Genomic DNA, 16,739 nt, shown 5'->3' on the forward strand with positions numbered 1-16,739 from the left:
GTTCTACACCGTGGTGAAGACCAGCTACATCGGTTCGTAACACGCAGCCCCTCGTTATCGGAGGGCGGCTTCCCTGTAGGAGCGAGCTTGCTCGCGAAAGACGTCAACAATTACGCGGGCATTCAGGACGCACGCGGTGAATTTGAGTTTTTCGCGAGCAAGCTCGCTCCTACAGGGAAGCCGCCCTCCGATAACGAGGGGCTGCGTGTTACGAACCGATGTAGCTGGTCTTCACCACGGTGTAGAACTCTTGCGCATAGCGACCCTGCTCACGCGAACCGTAGGATGAGCCCTTACGGCCACCGAATGGAACGTGGTAGTCCACACCCGCCGTCGGCAGGTTGACCATCACCATCCCGGCCTGGGAATGGCGCTTGAAGTGGTTGGCATATTTGAGCGAGGTGGTGGCAATGCCGGCCGACAAGCCGAACTCGGTGTCATTGGCCATGGCCAGCGCGGCCTCGTAGTCGGCCACGCGCACCACGTTGGCCACCGGGCCGAAGATCTCCTCACGGCTGATGCGCATCGCCGCGTCACTGTAGGCAAACAGTGTGGGCGCCAGGTAATAGCCTTCGGTGTCGCAGGTGACCAGGCCGCCACCACTCACCAGCCGGGCGCCTTCGCTCTGGCCGATGTCGATGTATTTCATGTCCTGGTCCAACTGGGCCTGGGACACCACCGGGCCAATGTCGGTGCCACTATTCAAAGCGTGGCCGACCTTGATCGACTTCATGCGCTCGGCCATCGCCGCGACAAACTGGTCGTGAATCCCGGCAGTAACAATCAGGCGGCTCGACGCAGTGCAACGCTGGCCGGTGGAGTAGAACGCACTCTGTACCGACAGCTCGACAGCCTGCTTGAGGTCGGCATCGTCGAGAATGATCTGCGGGTTCTTGCCACCCATTTCCAACTGCACCTTGGCCTGGCGCGATACACAACTGACGGCGATCTGACGCCCAACGCCCACAGACCCGGTGAAACTGATGCCATCGACTTTCGGGCTGTTGACCAGCACGTCGCCGACCACACGGCCACTGCCCATCACCAGGTTGAACACACCGGCGGGGAAACCGGCGCGGGAGATGATTTCCGCCAAGGCCCAGGCACAGCCCGGCACCAGTTCGGCAGGCTTGATCACCACGCAGTTGCCGTAGGCCAGGGCCGGGGCGATTTTCCACGCGGGGATGGCGATCGGGAAATTCCACGGGGTGATCAGACCCACCACACCGAGGGCTTCGCGGGTCACTTCAACGTTGACGCCCGGGCGCACCGAAGGCACGTAATCGCCTGACAGGCGCAAGCACTCACCGGCGAAGAATTTGAAGATATTGCCCGCGCGGGTCACTTCGCCAATGGCTTCAGGCAGGGTCTTGCCCTCTTCGCGGGCCAGCAGGGTGCCGAGTTCTTCACGACGGGCGAGAATCTCGCTGCCGACTTTATCCAGCGCATCGTGACGCGCCTGGATACCGGAGGTGGACCACGCCGGGAACGCGGCGCGCGCTGCGTCGACGGCCGCGTTGACTTGGGCCACGTCGGCTTTGGCGTATTCGCCAATGGCGTCGGACACATCCGACGGGTTGATGTTGGTGCAGTAGTCGGCGCCGGTTACCCATTGGCCATTGATGTAGTTCTCAAAACGCTTTGCTTGGGACACGAATCTTCTCCTGACGCAAAAGGCCGCTGATTGCTCAGCGGCCTTGTGGATAATTTATTGCGCGCCTTGCTTGTCGATCAGCGCGGCGAGGGCTTCGTACTCTTCCGGCAGCAGGTCGGTCAGTGGCGTGCGCACCGGGCCTGCGTCATAACCGACGATTTTCGCACCGGCCTTGACGATGCTCACCGCGTAACCGGCCTTGCGGTTACGGATATCCAGGTACGGCAGGAAGAAGTCGTCGATGATCTTGCCGACGGTGGCGTGATCTTCGCGGGCAATGGCGTGGTAGAAATCCATCGCCGTCTTGGGGATGAAGTTGAACACCGCCGAGGAGTACACCGGCACGCCCAGGGCCTTGTAGGCCGCGGCGTAAACCTCTGCGGTCGGCAAGCCACCGAGGTAGCTGAAACGGTCGCCCAGGCGACGGCGGATCGACACCATCAGCTCGATATCACCCAGGCCATCCTTGTAGCCGATCAGGTTCGGGCAGCGCTCGGCCAGGCGCTCCAACAGCGGTGCGGTCAGGCGGCAGACATTGCGGTTGTACACCACCACGCCGATCTTGACCGACTTGCACACGGCTTCAACGTGGGCGGCAACCCCGTCCTGGCTGGCTTCGGTGAGGTAGTGCGGCAGCAGCAGCAAACCTTTGGCGCCGAGGCGTTCGGCCTCTTGGGCGTACTCAATGGCCTGGCGGGTAGCACCGCCCACACCGGCCAGGATCGGCACGCTGGACGCACAGGTATCCACGGCGGTTTTCACCACCTGGGAATATTCGCTGGCAGCCAGGGAGAAAAACTCACCTGTGCCACCTGCGGCGAACAAGGCGCTGGCGCCATAAGGAGCCAACCATTCCAGGCGCTTGATGTAGCCCGCCTGGTGGAAATCACCCTGGGCGTTGAAATCGGTTACCGGAAAAGACAGCAGACCGTGGGAGAGGATGGACTTCAGTTCTTGTGGATTCATTATTCGAACACCCTGGGCGAAGACTTTCTAACGAAAGGTTGTTGTTGGTTTTGGTGATGTCGTACGTCATCGTACAACTATAAATAAATTCGTCAACTGCAATTCATCCGGCGTAATCCTGCAAAGGCTTAAGACGCGGCTCTTGACGTAGGAAATTTCTCACCTATGATTCAAATAACTGTATCCATATACAGCTATCACGGAAGATTCCTACGACATAGCAAGGAGCTAACATGTCAGGTCTTGAACTCGCAGCACCCGAAAAAAACCCGCCTACCCTGCGCTTCGAAGGCGGTGAGCACACCGCCATCGGCGATGACACCCTGCTTCGCTTCGTCAAGGACGCCCCGGCCATTCCTGCGCGCCAAGTCGAACTGCACCTGCCTAACGGGCTCGCGCTGACCTATGGCCAAGTGATCGCCCTGGGCGGCGACTTCTATGGCATCCCCGGCCAACCGATCAGCGATGGCAACTCCCCGGCCGAGCGCGTGCAACGCTTCACCGCGGCCTTCAACTCCCTTGCCGTGTTGCCTGCTTCGCGGGAAGAAGCGCGGAAGATCCTGGCGGTGATGCAAAAGGAGATCAACGCCGTCAACCAGGCGATCAAGGACGGCAAACAGCCGCACGAAGCCTATGACGCCCTGGGTGATACGTTGTCCGAGGAGTGGAACCGCATTACCGGCGGCGGCAGTGCTGTTTCGGCCCTCGTGCCACTGGGCCGCTACCTGAAGCTGGCAGCGGACAACGCCGACCACTTCGGTGAATGGGCCCTGTCCGCCTACTTGGCCGGTCATACGGCAGCATTGCAACAGGCGGTGGTGGCCCATCAGACCGGCACCGACCAGGCCCTGGAACTGGCCTACGCCATGAACAGCTTTGCCGATCACTTTTTGACCGACCTGTTTTCCGCCGGCCACCTGCGGGTACCACGCAAACAACTGGCAGCGGTGGTGACGCCTGGAGAACTCGGCTCGCTGATCAGCCGCTTCATGCACGATGAAGACAGCAAGTTCGGGCTCAAGGTGCGCAATGCCATGGGCGCTCAGTGGCATGCCTACGGCGACAAGCGCTACTTCGACAGCATCGACGCCGACAATCGCGTGCAGGTCAAACGGGCGGTACAGGCCTCGGCGGATGAAATCTTCGAAACCTTCATCAGCGGCATCGCACCCTCCCCGGCTGAGTTCAAGGCACCGCTGTATGTGCCCGACCTGAACGCCGCGCAAAACCCGGCGAATAACTTCTCGCCGCTGTTCAAGATGGAGGGGGACAAGGTGCTGCGGCGCAAGGATGTCAACGATTTGAACGACAAGCACTGGACCAATGATTGGTGGGGGTGGAGTACGTACTTGCTGCTTAAGGACTACAAGCCAAACCAACCCGCCAGCTAAATAGACGCGGACAAATGTGGGAGCTGGCTTGCCTGCGAATGCAGAGGTTCAGTAACAAACTCAGTGACTGACACGCCACCATCGCGGGCAAGCCAGCTCCCACACGGGATATGGGCAAACCTCAACCGCGCTGCGCCTCTGCCTCTTCATGGGCATGGCGCAGCCGCTCACGGCTGTTGGTCAAGTGCAGGCGCATGGCCGCACGCGCCGCATCCGAATCCTGGCGAGCAATCGCCTCATAAATTTCTTCGTGTTCGCGGCTCAAGCGGCTCATGTAGTGCTGTTGATCATCATGGGCCAGCCGCGCAGAGTTCAAGCGCGTGCGTGGAATGATACTGGTGCCCAGGTGGGTCATGATGTCGGTGAAGTAGCGGTTGCCGGTAGACAGTGCAATTTCCAGGTGGAAGGCAAAGTCTGACGCCACCGCATCGCCAGCGTGGGCCGCGCTTTCATTCAAGGCATCGAGGGCCGCACGCATGGCCGCCAGTTGCTCGTCACTGCGGCGCAAGGCAGCAAGGCCCGCAGACTCCACTTCCAGGCTGATACGCAGCTCCAGAATCGCCAGCACATCACGCAAGGTCACCACGGTGGCCGGGTCTATGCGAAAACCGCTGGGGCTTGGCGTGTCCAGCACGAAGGTGCCGATACCGTGGCGAGTCTCCACCTGCCCTGCTGCCTGCAACCGCGAGATGGCTTCGCGCACCACCGTACGGCTGACGCCATGGGCGTCCATGATCGCCGACTCGGTGGGTAGCTTGTCGCCGCGTTTGAGCTGGCCATCGCGGATCTGCTCGGACAACACCGTGACCAATTCCTGGGCAAGGCTGCGGCGCTTGCGGGGAAGACGTGGGGCGGCGCTGGCGTTTTCCATGATGAACCATCTTTCTCGACGAACTAAAGACCGCATCATAGCCCATGGCGGTTGTACGATCACCGTTCTGGCGCGACTTTCATCCATATCCTTCAAGCAAAAAAAATGCCCCGACAGATGTCGGGGCATTTTTCAGATGGCGCTGTAAGCGAAATCCGCCTACTTCACCACTTTCAAGCTCGGCCGACCGCTGGGGCGCGGTGGCTCGGCATCCGGTGGCGGTACATCATCACCGTCTTCGCCTTCGATCGTTTCGTCATCCTCTAAAGGCGACTCCAGATCGAACACCATGCCCTGGCCATTTTCCCGGGCGTAGATCCCGAGGATGGCACCGATGGGCACGAACAGCGTATGGGGCACACCGCCGAAACGCCCTTCGAAGCTTACCGCTTCGTTGTCCATGTGCAGGTGGCGCACGGCACTGGGCGATACGTTCAGCACAATTTGCCCGTCACTGGCAAAACCCTGGGGTACCTGAACCGCAGGAAATTCGGAATTGACCAGCATGTGCGGGGTGCAATCGTTGTCCACAATCCACTCATAGAGCGCGCGGACCAGGTAAGGTCGACTGGAGTTCATCAACGGCTCCTTAAGCCTTAGCGCATATCGCGTTCGGCACCAGACAGACTTGCCTGGAAAGCCTCACGCGCAAACTGGCGCTCCATGTAATCAAGCAACGGCTTGGCCGGCCGTGGCAGTTCAATACCCAGAATCGGCAAGCGCCAGAGTATGGGTAATAGGCAGCAATCCACCAAGCTTTGTTCCTCACTGAGGAAAAAAGGTTTATCGGCGAACAACGGCGAAACGCCGGTGAGGCTCTCGCGCAATTCCTTGCGCGCCTGCACACGAGCGGCTTCTTTGGAACGCGAATCCAGGATCACATCCACCAACCCGCACCAGTCACGCTGGATCCGATGGATCAGCAGGCGGCTGTTGGCACGCGCCACCGGATACACCGGCAGCAAAGGCGGATGAGGGTAACGCTCATCCAAGTATTCCATCACCACGGTCGACTCCCACAACGCCAGGTCACGATCGACCAGGGTGGGCAAGCTGCCGTAAGGGTTCACTTCGATCAGCTTCGGCGGCTGACGGCCCGCCTCCACACTGATGATCTCGGCGCTGACACCCTTCTCTGCGAGCACGATGCGTACTCGGTGGGAATAGTGGTCGGCGGGGTCGGAGTAACAGGCCAACCGATTGGTCACGCCCATGGCGGTCCTCCTCGCTTGTTGAAATTATCGAAAGCTCAAAAACGAGCGCGCCCAGAGAGCATCTCAGTAACGTCCGGTTCAAACCGGCGCTACGTGTTCAGAGATGCCGCTGGGCGCGCAAGATTAACAGCAATTGCTTACGGTTGGATCAATGCACATCCTTCCAGTATTCACGCTTGAGCAAATAAGCGAATACGAAGAAGAAAGCCAGGTACAGCAAGACGTAGGTACCGATGCGCTGATGTTGCAGTTTGACCGGGTTGGCCGAGTAGGCCAGGAAGGTCACCAGGTTCTTGACCTTCTCGTCGAACTGCTCTTCGTTCAGCGTACCGGTCTTGGGCACGATGGTCAGTTGATCGCACGCTTCATGGGTGAGCGGCGTGCCGGTCAACGGATCATATTGCTTCTTGCCGCCTTCAACGACCTGAACCTGCTTGCATCCTACCACCTGGCGCCCCTGCAGGCCGACCAGAACGTTGGGCATACCGACGTTCGGGAAGACTTTGTTGTTCACGCCATAGGGGCGCGCAGGGTCTTCGTAGAAGGATTTGAGGTAACCGTAGAGCCAGTCGGTACCGCGTACACGGGCCACCAGGGTGAGGTCGGGTGGTGCGGCGCCGAACCAGGTTTTTGCGTCGGCCGGTTGCATGCCGATGTTCATGTGGTCGCCGATCTTGGCGCCTGTGAACACCGCGTGGCTGAGCATCACTTCATGGGGAATGCCCAGGTCATCGGCAACGCGCTCATACCGTTGGAACTTGGCGCTGTGGCAACCCATGCAGTAGTTGGTGAATGTACGCAGCCCATCCTGCATGGCGGCTTTGTCAGACACATCGATATCGACTTTTTCCAGCTCTGCGCCATGTTCGGCGGCGAAGGACAGTAGCGGCAGTGCCGCAAGCACGAATGCAACGAGTAATTTTTTCATCAGCCAGTCACCCTTTCCGGAACCGGTTTGGTCTTCTCGAGCCGGGTATAGAACGGCATCAGAATAAAGTAGGCGAAGTACAGGAAGGTGCAGACCTGCGACAGCAACGTCCGTCCAGGGGTAGGCGCCAATACGCCCAATACACCCAGGATCACGAACGAAATGCAGAACACCCACAGCCAGATCTTGCTCAGCCAGCCTTTGTAGCGCATCGACTTGACCGGGCTACGGTCGAGCCATGGCAGCACGAACAGCACCGCGATGGCCGCGCCCATGGCGATCACGCCCATGAGTTTGTCGGGGATCGCGCGCAGGATCGCGTAGAACGGCGTGAAGTACCAGACCGGGGCAATATGCTCAGGTGTCTTGAAGGCGTTGGCCTGTTCGAAGTTGGGCTTCTCCAGGAAATAACCGCCCATCTCCGGGAAAAAGAACACGATCGAGCAGAACACAAACAGAAACACAACCACGCCGACAATGTCTTTCACGGTGTAGTACGGGTGGAACGGAATGCCATCCAGCGGGATGCCGTTCTCGTCCTTGTGCTTCTTGATGTCCACGCCATCCGGGTTGTTGGAACCCACTTCGTGCAGCGCCAGGATATGCAATACCACCAGGCCCAGGATCACGATTGGCAAGGCCACCACGTGCAAGGCGAAGAAGCGGTTCAGGGTGATGCCGGAGATCAGGTAGTCACCGCGAATCCACTGGGTCAGGTCGTTGCCGATCACCGGGATTGCGCCGAACAGCGAGATGATCACCTGGGCGCCCCAGTACGACATCTGGCCCCAAGGCAGCAGGTAGCCCATAAAGGCTTCGGCCATCAGCGCCAGGTAGATCAACATGCCGAAGACCCACACCAGCTCACGAGGCTTCTGGTACGAGCCGTAGAGCAGGCCGCGGAACATGTGCAGGTAGACGACGATAAAGAACGCGGATGCGCCGGTGGAGTGCAGCAGGCGCAGGATCGAGCCGTACTCGACGTCACGCATGATGTATTCGACAGAGGCAAACGCCTCTTCCGCCGACGGCGTGTAGCTCATCGTCAACCACACGCCGGTGACGATCTGGTTGACCAGCACCAACAGGGCCAAGGAGCCGAAGAAGTAGAAGAAGTTGAAGTTTTTCGGCGCGTAATATTTGCTGAGATGGTCTTCCCACATTTTAGTGGCGGGGAAGCGCGCATCCACCCAATCCATGAACTTGCTCATCACGCGTTCTCCTTGTCGAGGCCAATGACAATGATGTCGTCAGATTCGTAATTGTGAGGAGGAACCGGCAGGTTCAGGGGCGCGGGCTGGGATTTGTAGACGCGGCCCGCGAGGTCATAGTGGGAACCGTGGCACGGGCAGAAATAACCGCCGACCCAGTCTTTGCCCAAATCGACAGGCGCCACTTCCGGGCGGAAGGTAGGTGAGCAACCCAGATGGGTACAAAGACCAACCAGCAGCAGAATCTCTGGCTTGATCGAACGCGCTTCGTTCTTGGCGTAGGCGGGCTGGTCGGACTTTTCGGATGTCGGGTCAGACAGCTGGCCTTCGATCTTCTTCAGATTCCCCAGGATTTCCTCGGTACGACGAACAATGAAAACCGGCTGGCCGCGCCATTCAGCAATCATCTGCTGGCCTGGCTCGATCTTGCTGATATTCACCTTCACCGGTGCACCTGCGGCTTTCGCCTTGGCACTGGGAAACCATGACCCCACGAACGGGACCGCAGCCCCCACCGCTCCTGCAGCACCCACCACGGATGTGGCTGCTACCAAGAAGCGACGCCGGCCTGCATTCACGCCGTCATTGCTCATTCAGTCCTCTCCCATCAGCTTTTTGGCCTGTTAAATCAGGCGTCTACTAAGTGTTGAATCTTTACTTATAAAAATTTTGACGGATGGTAATGAAAAGCCCCACGTATGACAAGGGAATTGCCCGGGGCTCCGCCTCCAGGCCTTGTAGTATAGGGGGTCTACGGATGTGGCAAGTTGTCACGGCGAAAAATGTGCATAAATCGCAGGCAATAAAAAACGCCCAGCTCCGTGAGGAGGCTGGGCGTTTTTGTGGAACGTAAAGCGAATTAACGCTTCGAGTACTGCGGACGCTTACGCGCTTTACGCAGACCGACTTTCTTACGTTCAACTTCACGAGCATCGCGAGTCACGAAGCCAGCTTTGCGCAGAGCGCCACGCAGGGTTTCGTCGTACTGCATCAGAGCGCGAGTGATACCGTGGCGGATTGCGCCAGCTTGACCACTTACACCGCCACCGATAACGGTGACGTAGATGTCGAACTTTTCAACGGTCTCGGTCAATTCCAGCGGCTGACGAACTACCATGCGGGCAGTTTCGCGACCGAAGAAGTTGTCCAAGGAGCGGTTGTTGATCGAGATGTTACCAGTGCCCGGACGCAGGAAAACGCGTGCGGTTGCGGTTTTGCGACGGCCAGTGCCGTAATTTTGAGTCGCCGACATAATGAACTATTCCGTTAAAACTTCAGTTCTTGGGGCTGCTGAGCAGCATGAGGGTGTACAGCGCCCGCATAGACTTTCAGCTTGCGAAACATATCGCGACCCAGTGGGCCCTTAGGCAGCATGCCTTTGACCGCGATTTCGATCGGGGCTTCAGGCTTCTTGGCAATCAGGCCTTCGAAGTTGGAAGACTTGATACCGCCTGGGAAACCGGAGTGACGGTAGTACATTTTGTCGCTTGCTTTGTTGCCGGTTACACGAACCTGCTCAGCGTTGATGATGACGATGTAGTCGCCGGTATCAACGTGCGGGGTGTATTCAGGCTTGTGCTTGCCACGCAGACGGCTGGCGACTTCAGTGGCCAGACGACCCAGGGTCTGACCAGCGGCGTCGACGACAAACCAGTCGCGCTGAACTGTTTCCGGTTTTGCAGTAAAAGTTGTCATTCTTTAATAGCCTCAGGGGCCGCCTGTAAATTTAGACGGCGGATCTTACTGAATAGTGCGTACTTTGACAAGGTCAAAGGCAGCCGGATACAGACGCTATCGGGGGCTCGGGTCGGCGCGTCCGTTCAACGGCAAGATTCTTCGGCAGGCGGCGCATCACTTCCACTGCAGAAAGAGGTGGGCAATTATGCAGATTGCGAAAAAAAATTCAACCTGCTTTTATGATTGTTTTCCCCGAAGGAGTACCCGATGGATTACCGACAGCTGGGCCGCACCGATCTGAATGTCAGCGCGATCGCGTTGGGCACCATGACCTGGGGCGAGCAGAACAGCGAGGCAGAGGCCTTCGCGCAGATCGAACGGGCCAAGGCCGCGGGGATCAACTTCCTCGACACCGCGGAAATGTACCCGGTGCCGCCCAAGGCCGACACCTACGCCACCACCGAACGCTACATCGGCAACTACTTCAAAAGCCGTGGCGACCGCGCCGACTGGGTCCTTGCCAGCAAGATCGCCGGCCCCGGCAACACCATCGACTATATCCGCGATGGCCACCTGCGCCACAACCGCAAGCACATCGGCGCAGCCCTCGACGCCAGCCTCAAGCGCCTGCAGACCGACTGGATCGACCTCTACCAACTGCATTGGCCGGAGCGCAGCACCAACTTCTTCGGCCAGTTGAGCTACAAGCACAAGGACGAAGACGACCTCACCCCACTGGAGGAAACGCTTGAAGCCTTGGATGAACAGGTGAAGGCCGGCAAGATCCGCCACATTGGCCTGTCCAACGAAACGCCGTGGGGCACCATGAAGTTCCTGGCCCTGGCCGAAGCCCGCGGCTGGCCGCGTGCAGTGTCGATCCAGAACCCCTACAACCTGCTCAACCGCAGCTTTGAAGTGGGCCTGGCGGAAGTTGCCATTCGTGAACAGTGCGGCTTGCTGGCCTATTCGCCTTTGGCGTTCGGCATGCTCAGTGGCAAGTACGAAAATGGCGCTCGCCCGGCCAAGGCGCGCCTGACCGAGTACAGCCGCTTCAGCCGCTACTTCAACCCGCAATCGGAAGCGGCGTGCAGCCGATATGTGGCTCTTGCGCGGGAACATGGCCTGGACCCGGCGCAGATGGCGCTGGCGTTTGTGACGCAGCAGCCGTTTGTGACCAGCAATATTATTGGCGCCACATCGCTGGAACAACTGGACAGCAACATCGCCAGTGCCGATCTGAAATTGTCGAAAGAAGTGTTGGAAGGGATTGAGGCGATTCAGAAGGATCATCCGAATCCAGCGCCTTGATTGACCCGCACTGATCGTTCCCACGCTCTGCGTGGGAATGCCGCCTTGGACGCTCTGCGTCCGCTTTCAGAGTCGTGACGCAGAGCGTCACATGAGGCGTTCCCACGCGGAGCGTGGGAACGATCAATCAAGAGCACCAAACATCAAAGCGCCCGCGCAATGATCTCCTTCATGATCTCATTGGTCCCCGCATAAATGCGCTGCACCCGCGCATCCGCCCAGGCCCGGGCAATCGGGTATTCCCACATGAAGCCGTAGCCGCCATGCAACTGCACGCACTCATCGAGCACCTTGCATTGCAGGTCGGTGGCCCAGTACTTGGCCATCGCCGCCGTGGGCACGTCCAGCTTGCCTTCCAGATGCAAGGCCATGCACTGATCGACAAACACGCGGCCAATCTGAATCTCGGTGGCCATCTCCGCCAGCTTGAACCGGGTATTCTGGAAGTCGGCAATCGCCTTGCCGAACGCCTTGCGCTCACGGGTGTAGTCCAAGGTCCACTGCAACGCCGCTTCGGCTGAGGACAGCGCGCCAATCGCCACGGTCAGGCGTTCTTGCGGCAACTCTTGCATCAGGTAGGCAAAGCCCATGCCCGCCTGGCCCAGCAGGTTTTCCTTGGGCACGCGCACATCCTGGAAGAACAGCTCCGAGGTGTCCTGGGCCTTCATGCCGACTTTTTCCAGACGCTTGCCCTTGTCGAAGCCCGGCGTGTCGGCTTCCACCAGGAACAGACTGGTGCCCTTGGCGCCGGCCTTGGGGTCGGTCTTGGCGACGACAATCACCAGATCGGCCAGATAGCCGTTGGTGATAAAGGTCTTGGAGCCGTTGATCACGTACTCATCACCCTCCAAAACCGCTGTGGTCTTGACGCCCTGCAGGTCGGAACCAGCGCCTGGCTCGGTCATGGCAATGGCCGTGACCATCTCCCCGGAGATCAACTTGGGCAGGTACTTGTGCTTCAGGGCTTCACTACCGTAATGCAGGACGTACGGCGCGACGATATCCGAATGCAGGGAAAAACCGATGCCGGTCAAACCCAGGCGGCTGACTTCTTCGATGACCACCGCGCTATAGAGAAAGTCCGCGCCCAGCCCACCATATTCCTCTGGCAGGTGGGAACACAACATGCCCGCCTCCCCCGCCTGGTTCCACAGGTTACGGTCGATATAGCCCTGCTTTTCCCATTGCCCATGGAAGGGCACGGCGTGCTTTTCGAGGAAGGTGCGCACGCTCTCGCGGAAGAGTTCGTGCTCCGAGCTGAACAAGGTTCTGGGGATCATGGGTCACCTGCATGGATTGTCGGACAAGGACGAGCCCACAGAGCCTATGCCCCGAAGGCGTCACGGGACACTGGACACATGCGACAAAAAATAAGACGATCCAGCCGTCTGGTGACCACTTTCCCCTATAAGAATAAATGAAATTATGTCTAACCAAATCTCCACGCCGTTGCGGCGCGTCAGCATTTTGGCCATTGATCGGGTATTCGCTTCCACCCTCATGCAAGCCAAGGATTTCTTCCATCTGGCCAGCCTGCGCCATGGCAAACAGCAAGGCCTGGGCCTGACCCCGGGGTTCGAAACGCGCTTGGTCAGCCCCGACGGCCAGTCCGTGCGCAGCTTCAGCGATGTGATCATGCCGGTGGACGGCGGCCTCGAAGACGCCGACATCATCGTGCTGCCGGCCTTCTGGGACGACTTCGATGCGCTGTGCACCCGCTACCCTCAGGTGCTGCCGTGGCTGCGCGAACAACACGCCCGCGGCGCCGTACTCTGCGGCGAGGCCACCGGGGTGTTCTGGCTGGCCGAAGCCGGGCTGCTCGATGGCAAGGAGGCGACCACCTACTGGCGCTTCTTCAATGCCTTCAGCGAGCGCTTCCCCAAGGTGCAGCTCAATCAGGACAAGCACCTCACGGACGCCGACAACCTGTATTGCGCCGGCGGCACCACCTCGGCCTGCGACCTTTATATCTACTTGATCGAACGTTTCTGCGGCGCCAACATCGCCCAGGCGGTGGCCCGCGACATTCTCTATGAGGTGCAGCGCAACTATTCACCGGGGCGGATCGGGTTTGGCGGACAGAAGCTGCATCAGGACGTGATCATTCTGCAAATCCAGCATTGGCTTGAAGAGCACTTCGCCGACAAATTCCGCTTTGAAGACGTCGCCCGGGAACACGGCATGAGCATCCGCAACTTCATGCGCCGCTTCCAGACCGCGACCGGTGACAAGCCGCTGCACTACCTGCAGCGCCTACGCATCGAAACGGCCAAGGGCTTGCTCTCGGGCAGCCGCAAGAGCATCAAGACCATCAGCTACGAGGTGGGTTACGACGATGCGAGTTTCTTTGCACGGTTGTTCAGGCAGCACACGGAGTTGTCGCCGAACCAATACCGGCAACAATTCCAACAGGCTGCGTAGATACCGCCCCTGACGAGGCAAAGCGACCCTGCCATACCGCAATGGTGCAGGGTCGAACTGAAAACCCTCTGCCGCCTTAGGCAATGTTTGCCTGCGAGACCTCCAATTCCTACAGCTAGACAGGACAAAGGCGAATCCACCGCGCGCTGGGCGTCTGGCATTTTAAGCGAGGAAAAAGTCGTCTATTTCTGCCGGACTGAGTTGCAGATCTTAAAGGGCTTTTTCTAAATCCATTTGGCTCAAATTAGGACGGAGACTCAATCATGTCATCCATAGGCAGCAGCTCTTTCAGCCCGGCTATGCAGGCGAGCGAGACAGGCGCATGTGCATCAAAGGAAAATCAGGCTGAAGAGGTAAACAAAAAGCGGAAACGGAAGGAAGAGGAAGAGGAGGATAATTCGGCGGTGATTTTTAAAGGCCCGGACGGCGCGACCTACAAGGTGGAGGGTGGCCAAAAGTCCCTCATCGAAGCGGCGCCGGACGCTGAAAACCAGATCATGTTTTAACCAGCACCCAAAATAAAAGGCCCGCAATCGCTGCGGGCCTTTTATCGCGATCACATCAGCTTACGGCTTGTGCCCGCGCGACAGGAACTCATGGGACTGCATCTCCAGCAAACGGCTCAACGTGCGTTGGAACTCGAAGTTCAAGCGCCCGCCGGTATACAAGTCCTTGAGCTCGACTTCCGCCGAGATGATCAGCTTGACGTTACGGTCGTAGAACTCGTCGACCATGTTGATAAACCGCCGCGCAATATCGTCGGTGGTCACGCCCATCTGCTCGACGCCGCTCAAGATCACCGCATGGAAGATCTTGCCCAGCTCGATGTAGTCATTCTGGCTACGCGGGCCGTCGCACAGCTGGCGGAACTCGAACCAGGCCACGTCATCGCAGGTACGCAAGGCGATGATTTCGCGGTTCTCGATCATCAGCTTGTCGTTTTCCACCGCCTGGGTGCATTCCGGCGTCAGCGCACGGAAGCTTTTCTTCAGGCTTTCGTGCGCCGCTTCGTTGAGCGGGAAGTGGAACAGCTCGGCTTGCTCCAGGTGACGCAGGCGGTAGTCGACGCCGCTGTCGACGTTGACGATATCGGGGTTCTGCTTGATCAGCGCAATGGCCGGCAGGAAGCGCGCCCGCTGCAGGCCGTCCTTGTACAGGCCATCGGGCACGATGTTCGACGTGGCCACCAGGGTCACGCCGTTCTTGAACAGTTCTTCCATCAGCGTGCCAAGGATCATGGCGTCGGTGATGTCGGAGACGAAGAACTCATCGAAGCAGATCACCCGCGCCTCTTGAGAGAAACGCTTGGCGATGATGGTCAGCGGGTTTTTCTCGCCCGGCAGGGTTTTCATCTCTTCGTGCACGCGCTTCATGAAGCGGTGGAAGTGCGTACGCACCTTTTCCTTGAACGGCAGTGCTTCAAAGAAGGTGTCTACCAGGTAAGTCTTGCCCCGGCCCACGCCGCCCCAGAAATACAGGCCTTTGACCGGCGTGTGGTCTTTCTTGCCAAACAGCTTGCTGAACATCCCTGGCTTGCTTTGCGACGCGGCTACGAGGTCCTCGTACAGGCGCTGCAAATGACGCACGGCATTTTCCTGGGCCGCGTCGTGGAAGAACTCGGGGCGTTTCAGATCAGCTTGATATCGTTCTAGGGGCGTCATAATTTCGTTAGCAAGGCAACAAAAACGGGCCGACACTGTAACGACGGCCCTGGATAATGGCAATCAACCCTTGGTCGGGTTAATCCTCGAGGGGGGCTAACGCAACGCGCAAGGCTTCGATGGCCGCGTCACGCGATGCTTCATCGGCATACTCCGCACTGTCAGCTACTGCGGCGCCGTCCAGCCATACGCTGAAGCTCAAAGCCTCGGCGCGCACGTCCAGCGCATCACCACTTTGCAGTTGCTTGGTCACCGCGCCGGCCGCTTTGCCATCGGCAAAGTTGCGCGACAGCAGCAATTGCTCGCCATCAGCGGCCAGCAGGCGGAAGCGGAAGCTGCCATCGTCTTCACGAAAGCTCACAAACCGTGCAGACTTCGCCGCTTTTTTCTTGGTGGCGACCGGCGCCGCCGCCTGGTTGACGAACGAACGCAGGCCCACCGCTTCACGCAGCTCGGCCAGGAACGGTGCCGCCACAGCGCGGGCCTTCTTGGCGCCGACCTGCAGCAGATCCTCCATGTCCGATGGGCGCGACATCAGTTGATGGTAACGCTCGCGCGCTTCGCCGAGCTGGCCGTCGAGCAGTTGGAACAGACGGTTCTTCGCCTCGCCCCAACCCAGGCCTTCTAGCAGCTCGCCACGGAATTGGGCTTCCTGGGCCTTGGTCGCGAACGCCTGGTACAGGGTGAACAAGTGCGCATTGTCCGGGTCCTTGGCTTCGCCTGGCGCGCGCGAGTCGGTGACAATCCGCGAGATCGCGTCCTTCATATCCTTGGCGCTGGTGAACAACGGGATGGTGTTGTCGTAGCTCTTGGACATCTTGCGGCCATCCAGGCCCGGCAAGGTGGCCACGCTTTCTTCGATCAGTGCCTCGGGCATGGTGAAGAATTCTTTACCGTTGCCGAACAGGTGGTTGAAGCGCTGGCCGATGTCGCGGGCCATTTCAACGTGCTGGATCTGGTCGCGGCCCACCGGCACCTTGTGCGCGTTGAACATCAGGATGTCAGCTGCCATCAGCACCGGGTAGCTGTACAGGCCCATGCTGATGCCTGCATCCGGGTCTTCACCGTTTTCTACGTTCTTGTCCACCGACGCCTTGTACGCATGGGCGCGGTTGAGCAGGCCCTTGGCGGCAACGCAGGTCAGCAGCCAGGTCAGCTCGGGGATCTCCGGGATGTCCGACTGGCGGTAGAAGGTCACCCGGTTCACATCCAGGCCACCGGCCAGCCAGGTCGCGGCGATTTCCATACGCGAGCGCTGGATGCGCTGCGGGTCATCGCACTTGATCAGGGCGTGGTAGTCGGCCAGGAAATAGAAGGAATCGGCATTCGCGTCTTCGCTGGCGAGGATCGCCGGGCGAATCGCACCGGCGTAGTTGCCCAGGTGCGGCGTGCCGGTGGTGGTGATGCCGGTGAGGATACGGGTACGGGTCGTCATGG

At 59.1% G+C, this 16,739-nt stretch carries 17 protein-coding genes; 4 read left to right on the plus strand and 13 right to left on the minus strand.

The features are described from left to right. Window positions 1–208: 208 nt before the first annotated feature. Both CER19_RS24755 and kdgD read right to left on the minus strand, forming a co-directional pair. A complete protein-coding gene (locus tag CER19_RS24755) occupies window positions 209–1,654 on the minus strand; it encodes an aldehyde dehydrogenase family protein (RefSeq protein WP_116668331.1) in 1,446 nt (481 codons plus the stop codon). Window positions 1,655–1,708: 54 nt separating this feature from the next. Beyond that, window positions 1,709–2,620 (minus strand): 5-dehydro-4-deoxyglucarate dehydratase, encoded by a 912-nt coding sequence (gene kdgD, locus CER19_RS24760; protein WP_003188537.1) that lies wholly within the window; start codon window positions 2,618–2,620, stop codon window positions 1,709–1,711. Between the two features lie 233 nt (window positions 2,621–2,853). On the opposite strand from kdgD, the gene CER19_RS24765 reads away from it, so the two are divergent. After that, complete coding sequence (locus CER19_RS24765) at window positions 2,854–4,011, plus strand: phospholipase (protein ID WP_116668332.1); 1,158 nt, start codon at window positions 2,854–2,856, stop codon at window positions 4,009–4,011. Between the two features lie 121 nt (window positions 4,012–4,132). Here CER19_RS24765 and CER19_RS24770 read toward each other — a convergent pair whose 3' ends face one another. From CER19_RS24770 to rplM, 8 genes are all read right to left on the minus strand, one after another. Continuing rightward, a complete protein-coding gene (locus CER19_RS24770; RefSeq protein ID WP_003188534.1) occupies window positions 4,133–4,882 on the minus strand; it encodes a FadR/GntR family transcriptional regulator in 750 nt (249 codons plus the stop codon). 159 nt (window positions 4,883–5,041) lie between these two features. Then, the gene (locus CER19_RS24775) at window positions 5,042–5,461 is read right to left on the minus strand and encodes a ClpXP protease specificity-enhancing factor (protein ID WP_003188531.1); all 420 of its coding nucleotides are present in this window, start codon (window positions 5,459–5,461) and stop codon (window positions 5,042–5,044) included. 17 nt (window positions 5,462–5,478) lie between these two features. After that, a complete protein-coding gene (locus CER19_RS24780) occupies window positions 5,479–6,096 on the minus strand; it encodes a glutathione S-transferase N-terminal domain-containing protein (RefSeq protein ID WP_003188529.1) in 618 nt (205 codons plus the stop codon). A 148-nt stretch (window positions 6,097–6,244) separates the two neighbouring features. After that, window positions 6,245–7,024, minus strand: coding sequence for a cytochrome c1 (locus tag CER19_RS24785; protein ID WP_116668333.1), 780 nt, complete (start codon window positions 7,022–7,024; stop codon window positions 6,245–6,247). Next, window positions 7,024–8,235: a cytochrome bc complex cytochrome b subunit gene (locus CER19_RS24790; RefSeq protein ID WP_076964028.1), complete on the minus strand. Its 1,212-nt coding sequence runs from the start codon at window positions 8,233–8,235 to the stop codon at window positions 7,024–7,026. The genes CER19_RS24785 and CER19_RS24790 overlap by 1 nt, the downstream gene beginning before the upstream one ends. After that, entirely contained in the window at window positions 8,235–8,828 is a 594-nt protein-coding gene (petA, locus tag CER19_RS24795; protein WP_048724060.1) for a ubiquinol-cytochrome c reductase iron-sulfur subunit, read from the minus strand. Before petA ends, CER19_RS24790 begins: the two co-directional genes overlap by 1 nt. 266 nt (window positions 8,829–9,094) lie before the next feature. Continuing rightward, the gene (gene rpsI, locus CER19_RS24800; RefSeq protein WP_002555064.1) at window positions 9,095–9,487 is read right to left on the minus strand and encodes a 30S ribosomal protein S9; all 393 of its coding nucleotides are present in this window, start codon (window positions 9,485–9,487) and stop codon (window positions 9,095–9,097) included. Between the two features lie 14 nt (window positions 9,488–9,501). Then, window positions 9,502–9,930 carry a 50S ribosomal protein L13 gene (gene rplM / locus CER19_RS24805; protein WP_003188508.1) on the minus strand — a complete coding sequence of 143 codons (429 nt, stop codon included), beginning with the start codon at window positions 9,928–9,930 and terminating at the stop codon, window positions 9,502–9,504. A 249-nt stretch (window positions 9,931–10,179) separates the two neighbouring features. Here rplM and CER19_RS24810 point away from each other — a divergent pair, with 249 nt between their 5' ends. Continuing rightward, window positions 10,180–11,220 (plus strand): NADP(H)-dependent aldo-keto reductase, encoded by a 1,041-nt coding sequence (locus CER19_RS24810; RefSeq protein ID WP_032893580.1) that lies wholly within the window; start codon window positions 10,180–10,182, stop codon window positions 11,218–11,220. A gap of 143 nt (window positions 11,221–11,363) precedes the next feature. Here CER19_RS24810 and CER19_RS24815 read toward each other — a convergent pair whose 3' ends face one another. Further along, window positions 11,364–12,500, minus strand: a complete 1,137-nt coding sequence (locus CER19_RS24815; RefSeq protein ID WP_116668334.1) for an acyl-CoA dehydrogenase family protein — start codon at window positions 12,498–12,500, stop codon at window positions 11,364–11,366. Window positions 12,501–12,744: 244 nt separating this feature from the next. Between CER19_RS24815 and CER19_RS24820 the strand changes: the two genes are divergently transcribed. Continuing rightward, the gene (locus CER19_RS24820) at window positions 12,745–13,641 is read left to right on the plus strand and encodes a GlxA family transcriptional regulator (RefSeq protein WP_178088129.1); all 897 of its coding nucleotides are present in this window, start codon (window positions 12,745–12,747) and stop codon (window positions 13,639–13,641) included. 263 nt (window positions 13,642–13,904) lie between these two features. Next, window positions 13,905–14,147, plus strand: coding sequence for a hypothetical protein (locus CER19_RS24825; RefSeq protein WP_116668336.1), 243 nt, complete (start codon window positions 13,905–13,907; stop codon window positions 14,145–14,147). Between the two features lie 60 nt (window positions 14,148–14,207). Here the strand turns inward: CER19_RS24825 and zapE are convergent, their stop codons facing one another. Both zapE and CER19_RS24835 read right to left on the minus strand, forming a co-directional pair. After that, entirely contained in the window at window positions 14,208–15,302 is a 1,095-nt protein-coding gene (gene zapE / locus CER19_RS24830; RefSeq protein WP_116668337.1) for a cell division protein ZapE, read from the minus strand. Window positions 15,303–15,381: 79 nt separating this feature from the next. Continuing rightward, the gene (locus tag CER19_RS24835) at window positions 15,382–16,737 is read right to left on the minus strand and encodes a tryptophan--tRNA ligase (protein ID WP_116668338.1); all 1,356 of its coding nucleotides are present in this window, start codon (window positions 16,735–16,737) and stop codon (window positions 15,382–15,384) included. Window positions 16,738–16,739 lie beyond the last annotated feature (2 nt).

The sequence above is a fragment of the Pseudomonas sp. GL93 genome (assembly GCF_003408955.1).
GTDB classification, from domain to species: domain Bacteria; phylum Pseudomonadota; class Gammaproteobacteria; order Pseudomonadales; family Pseudomonadaceae; genus Aquipseudomonas; species Aquipseudomonas paracarnis.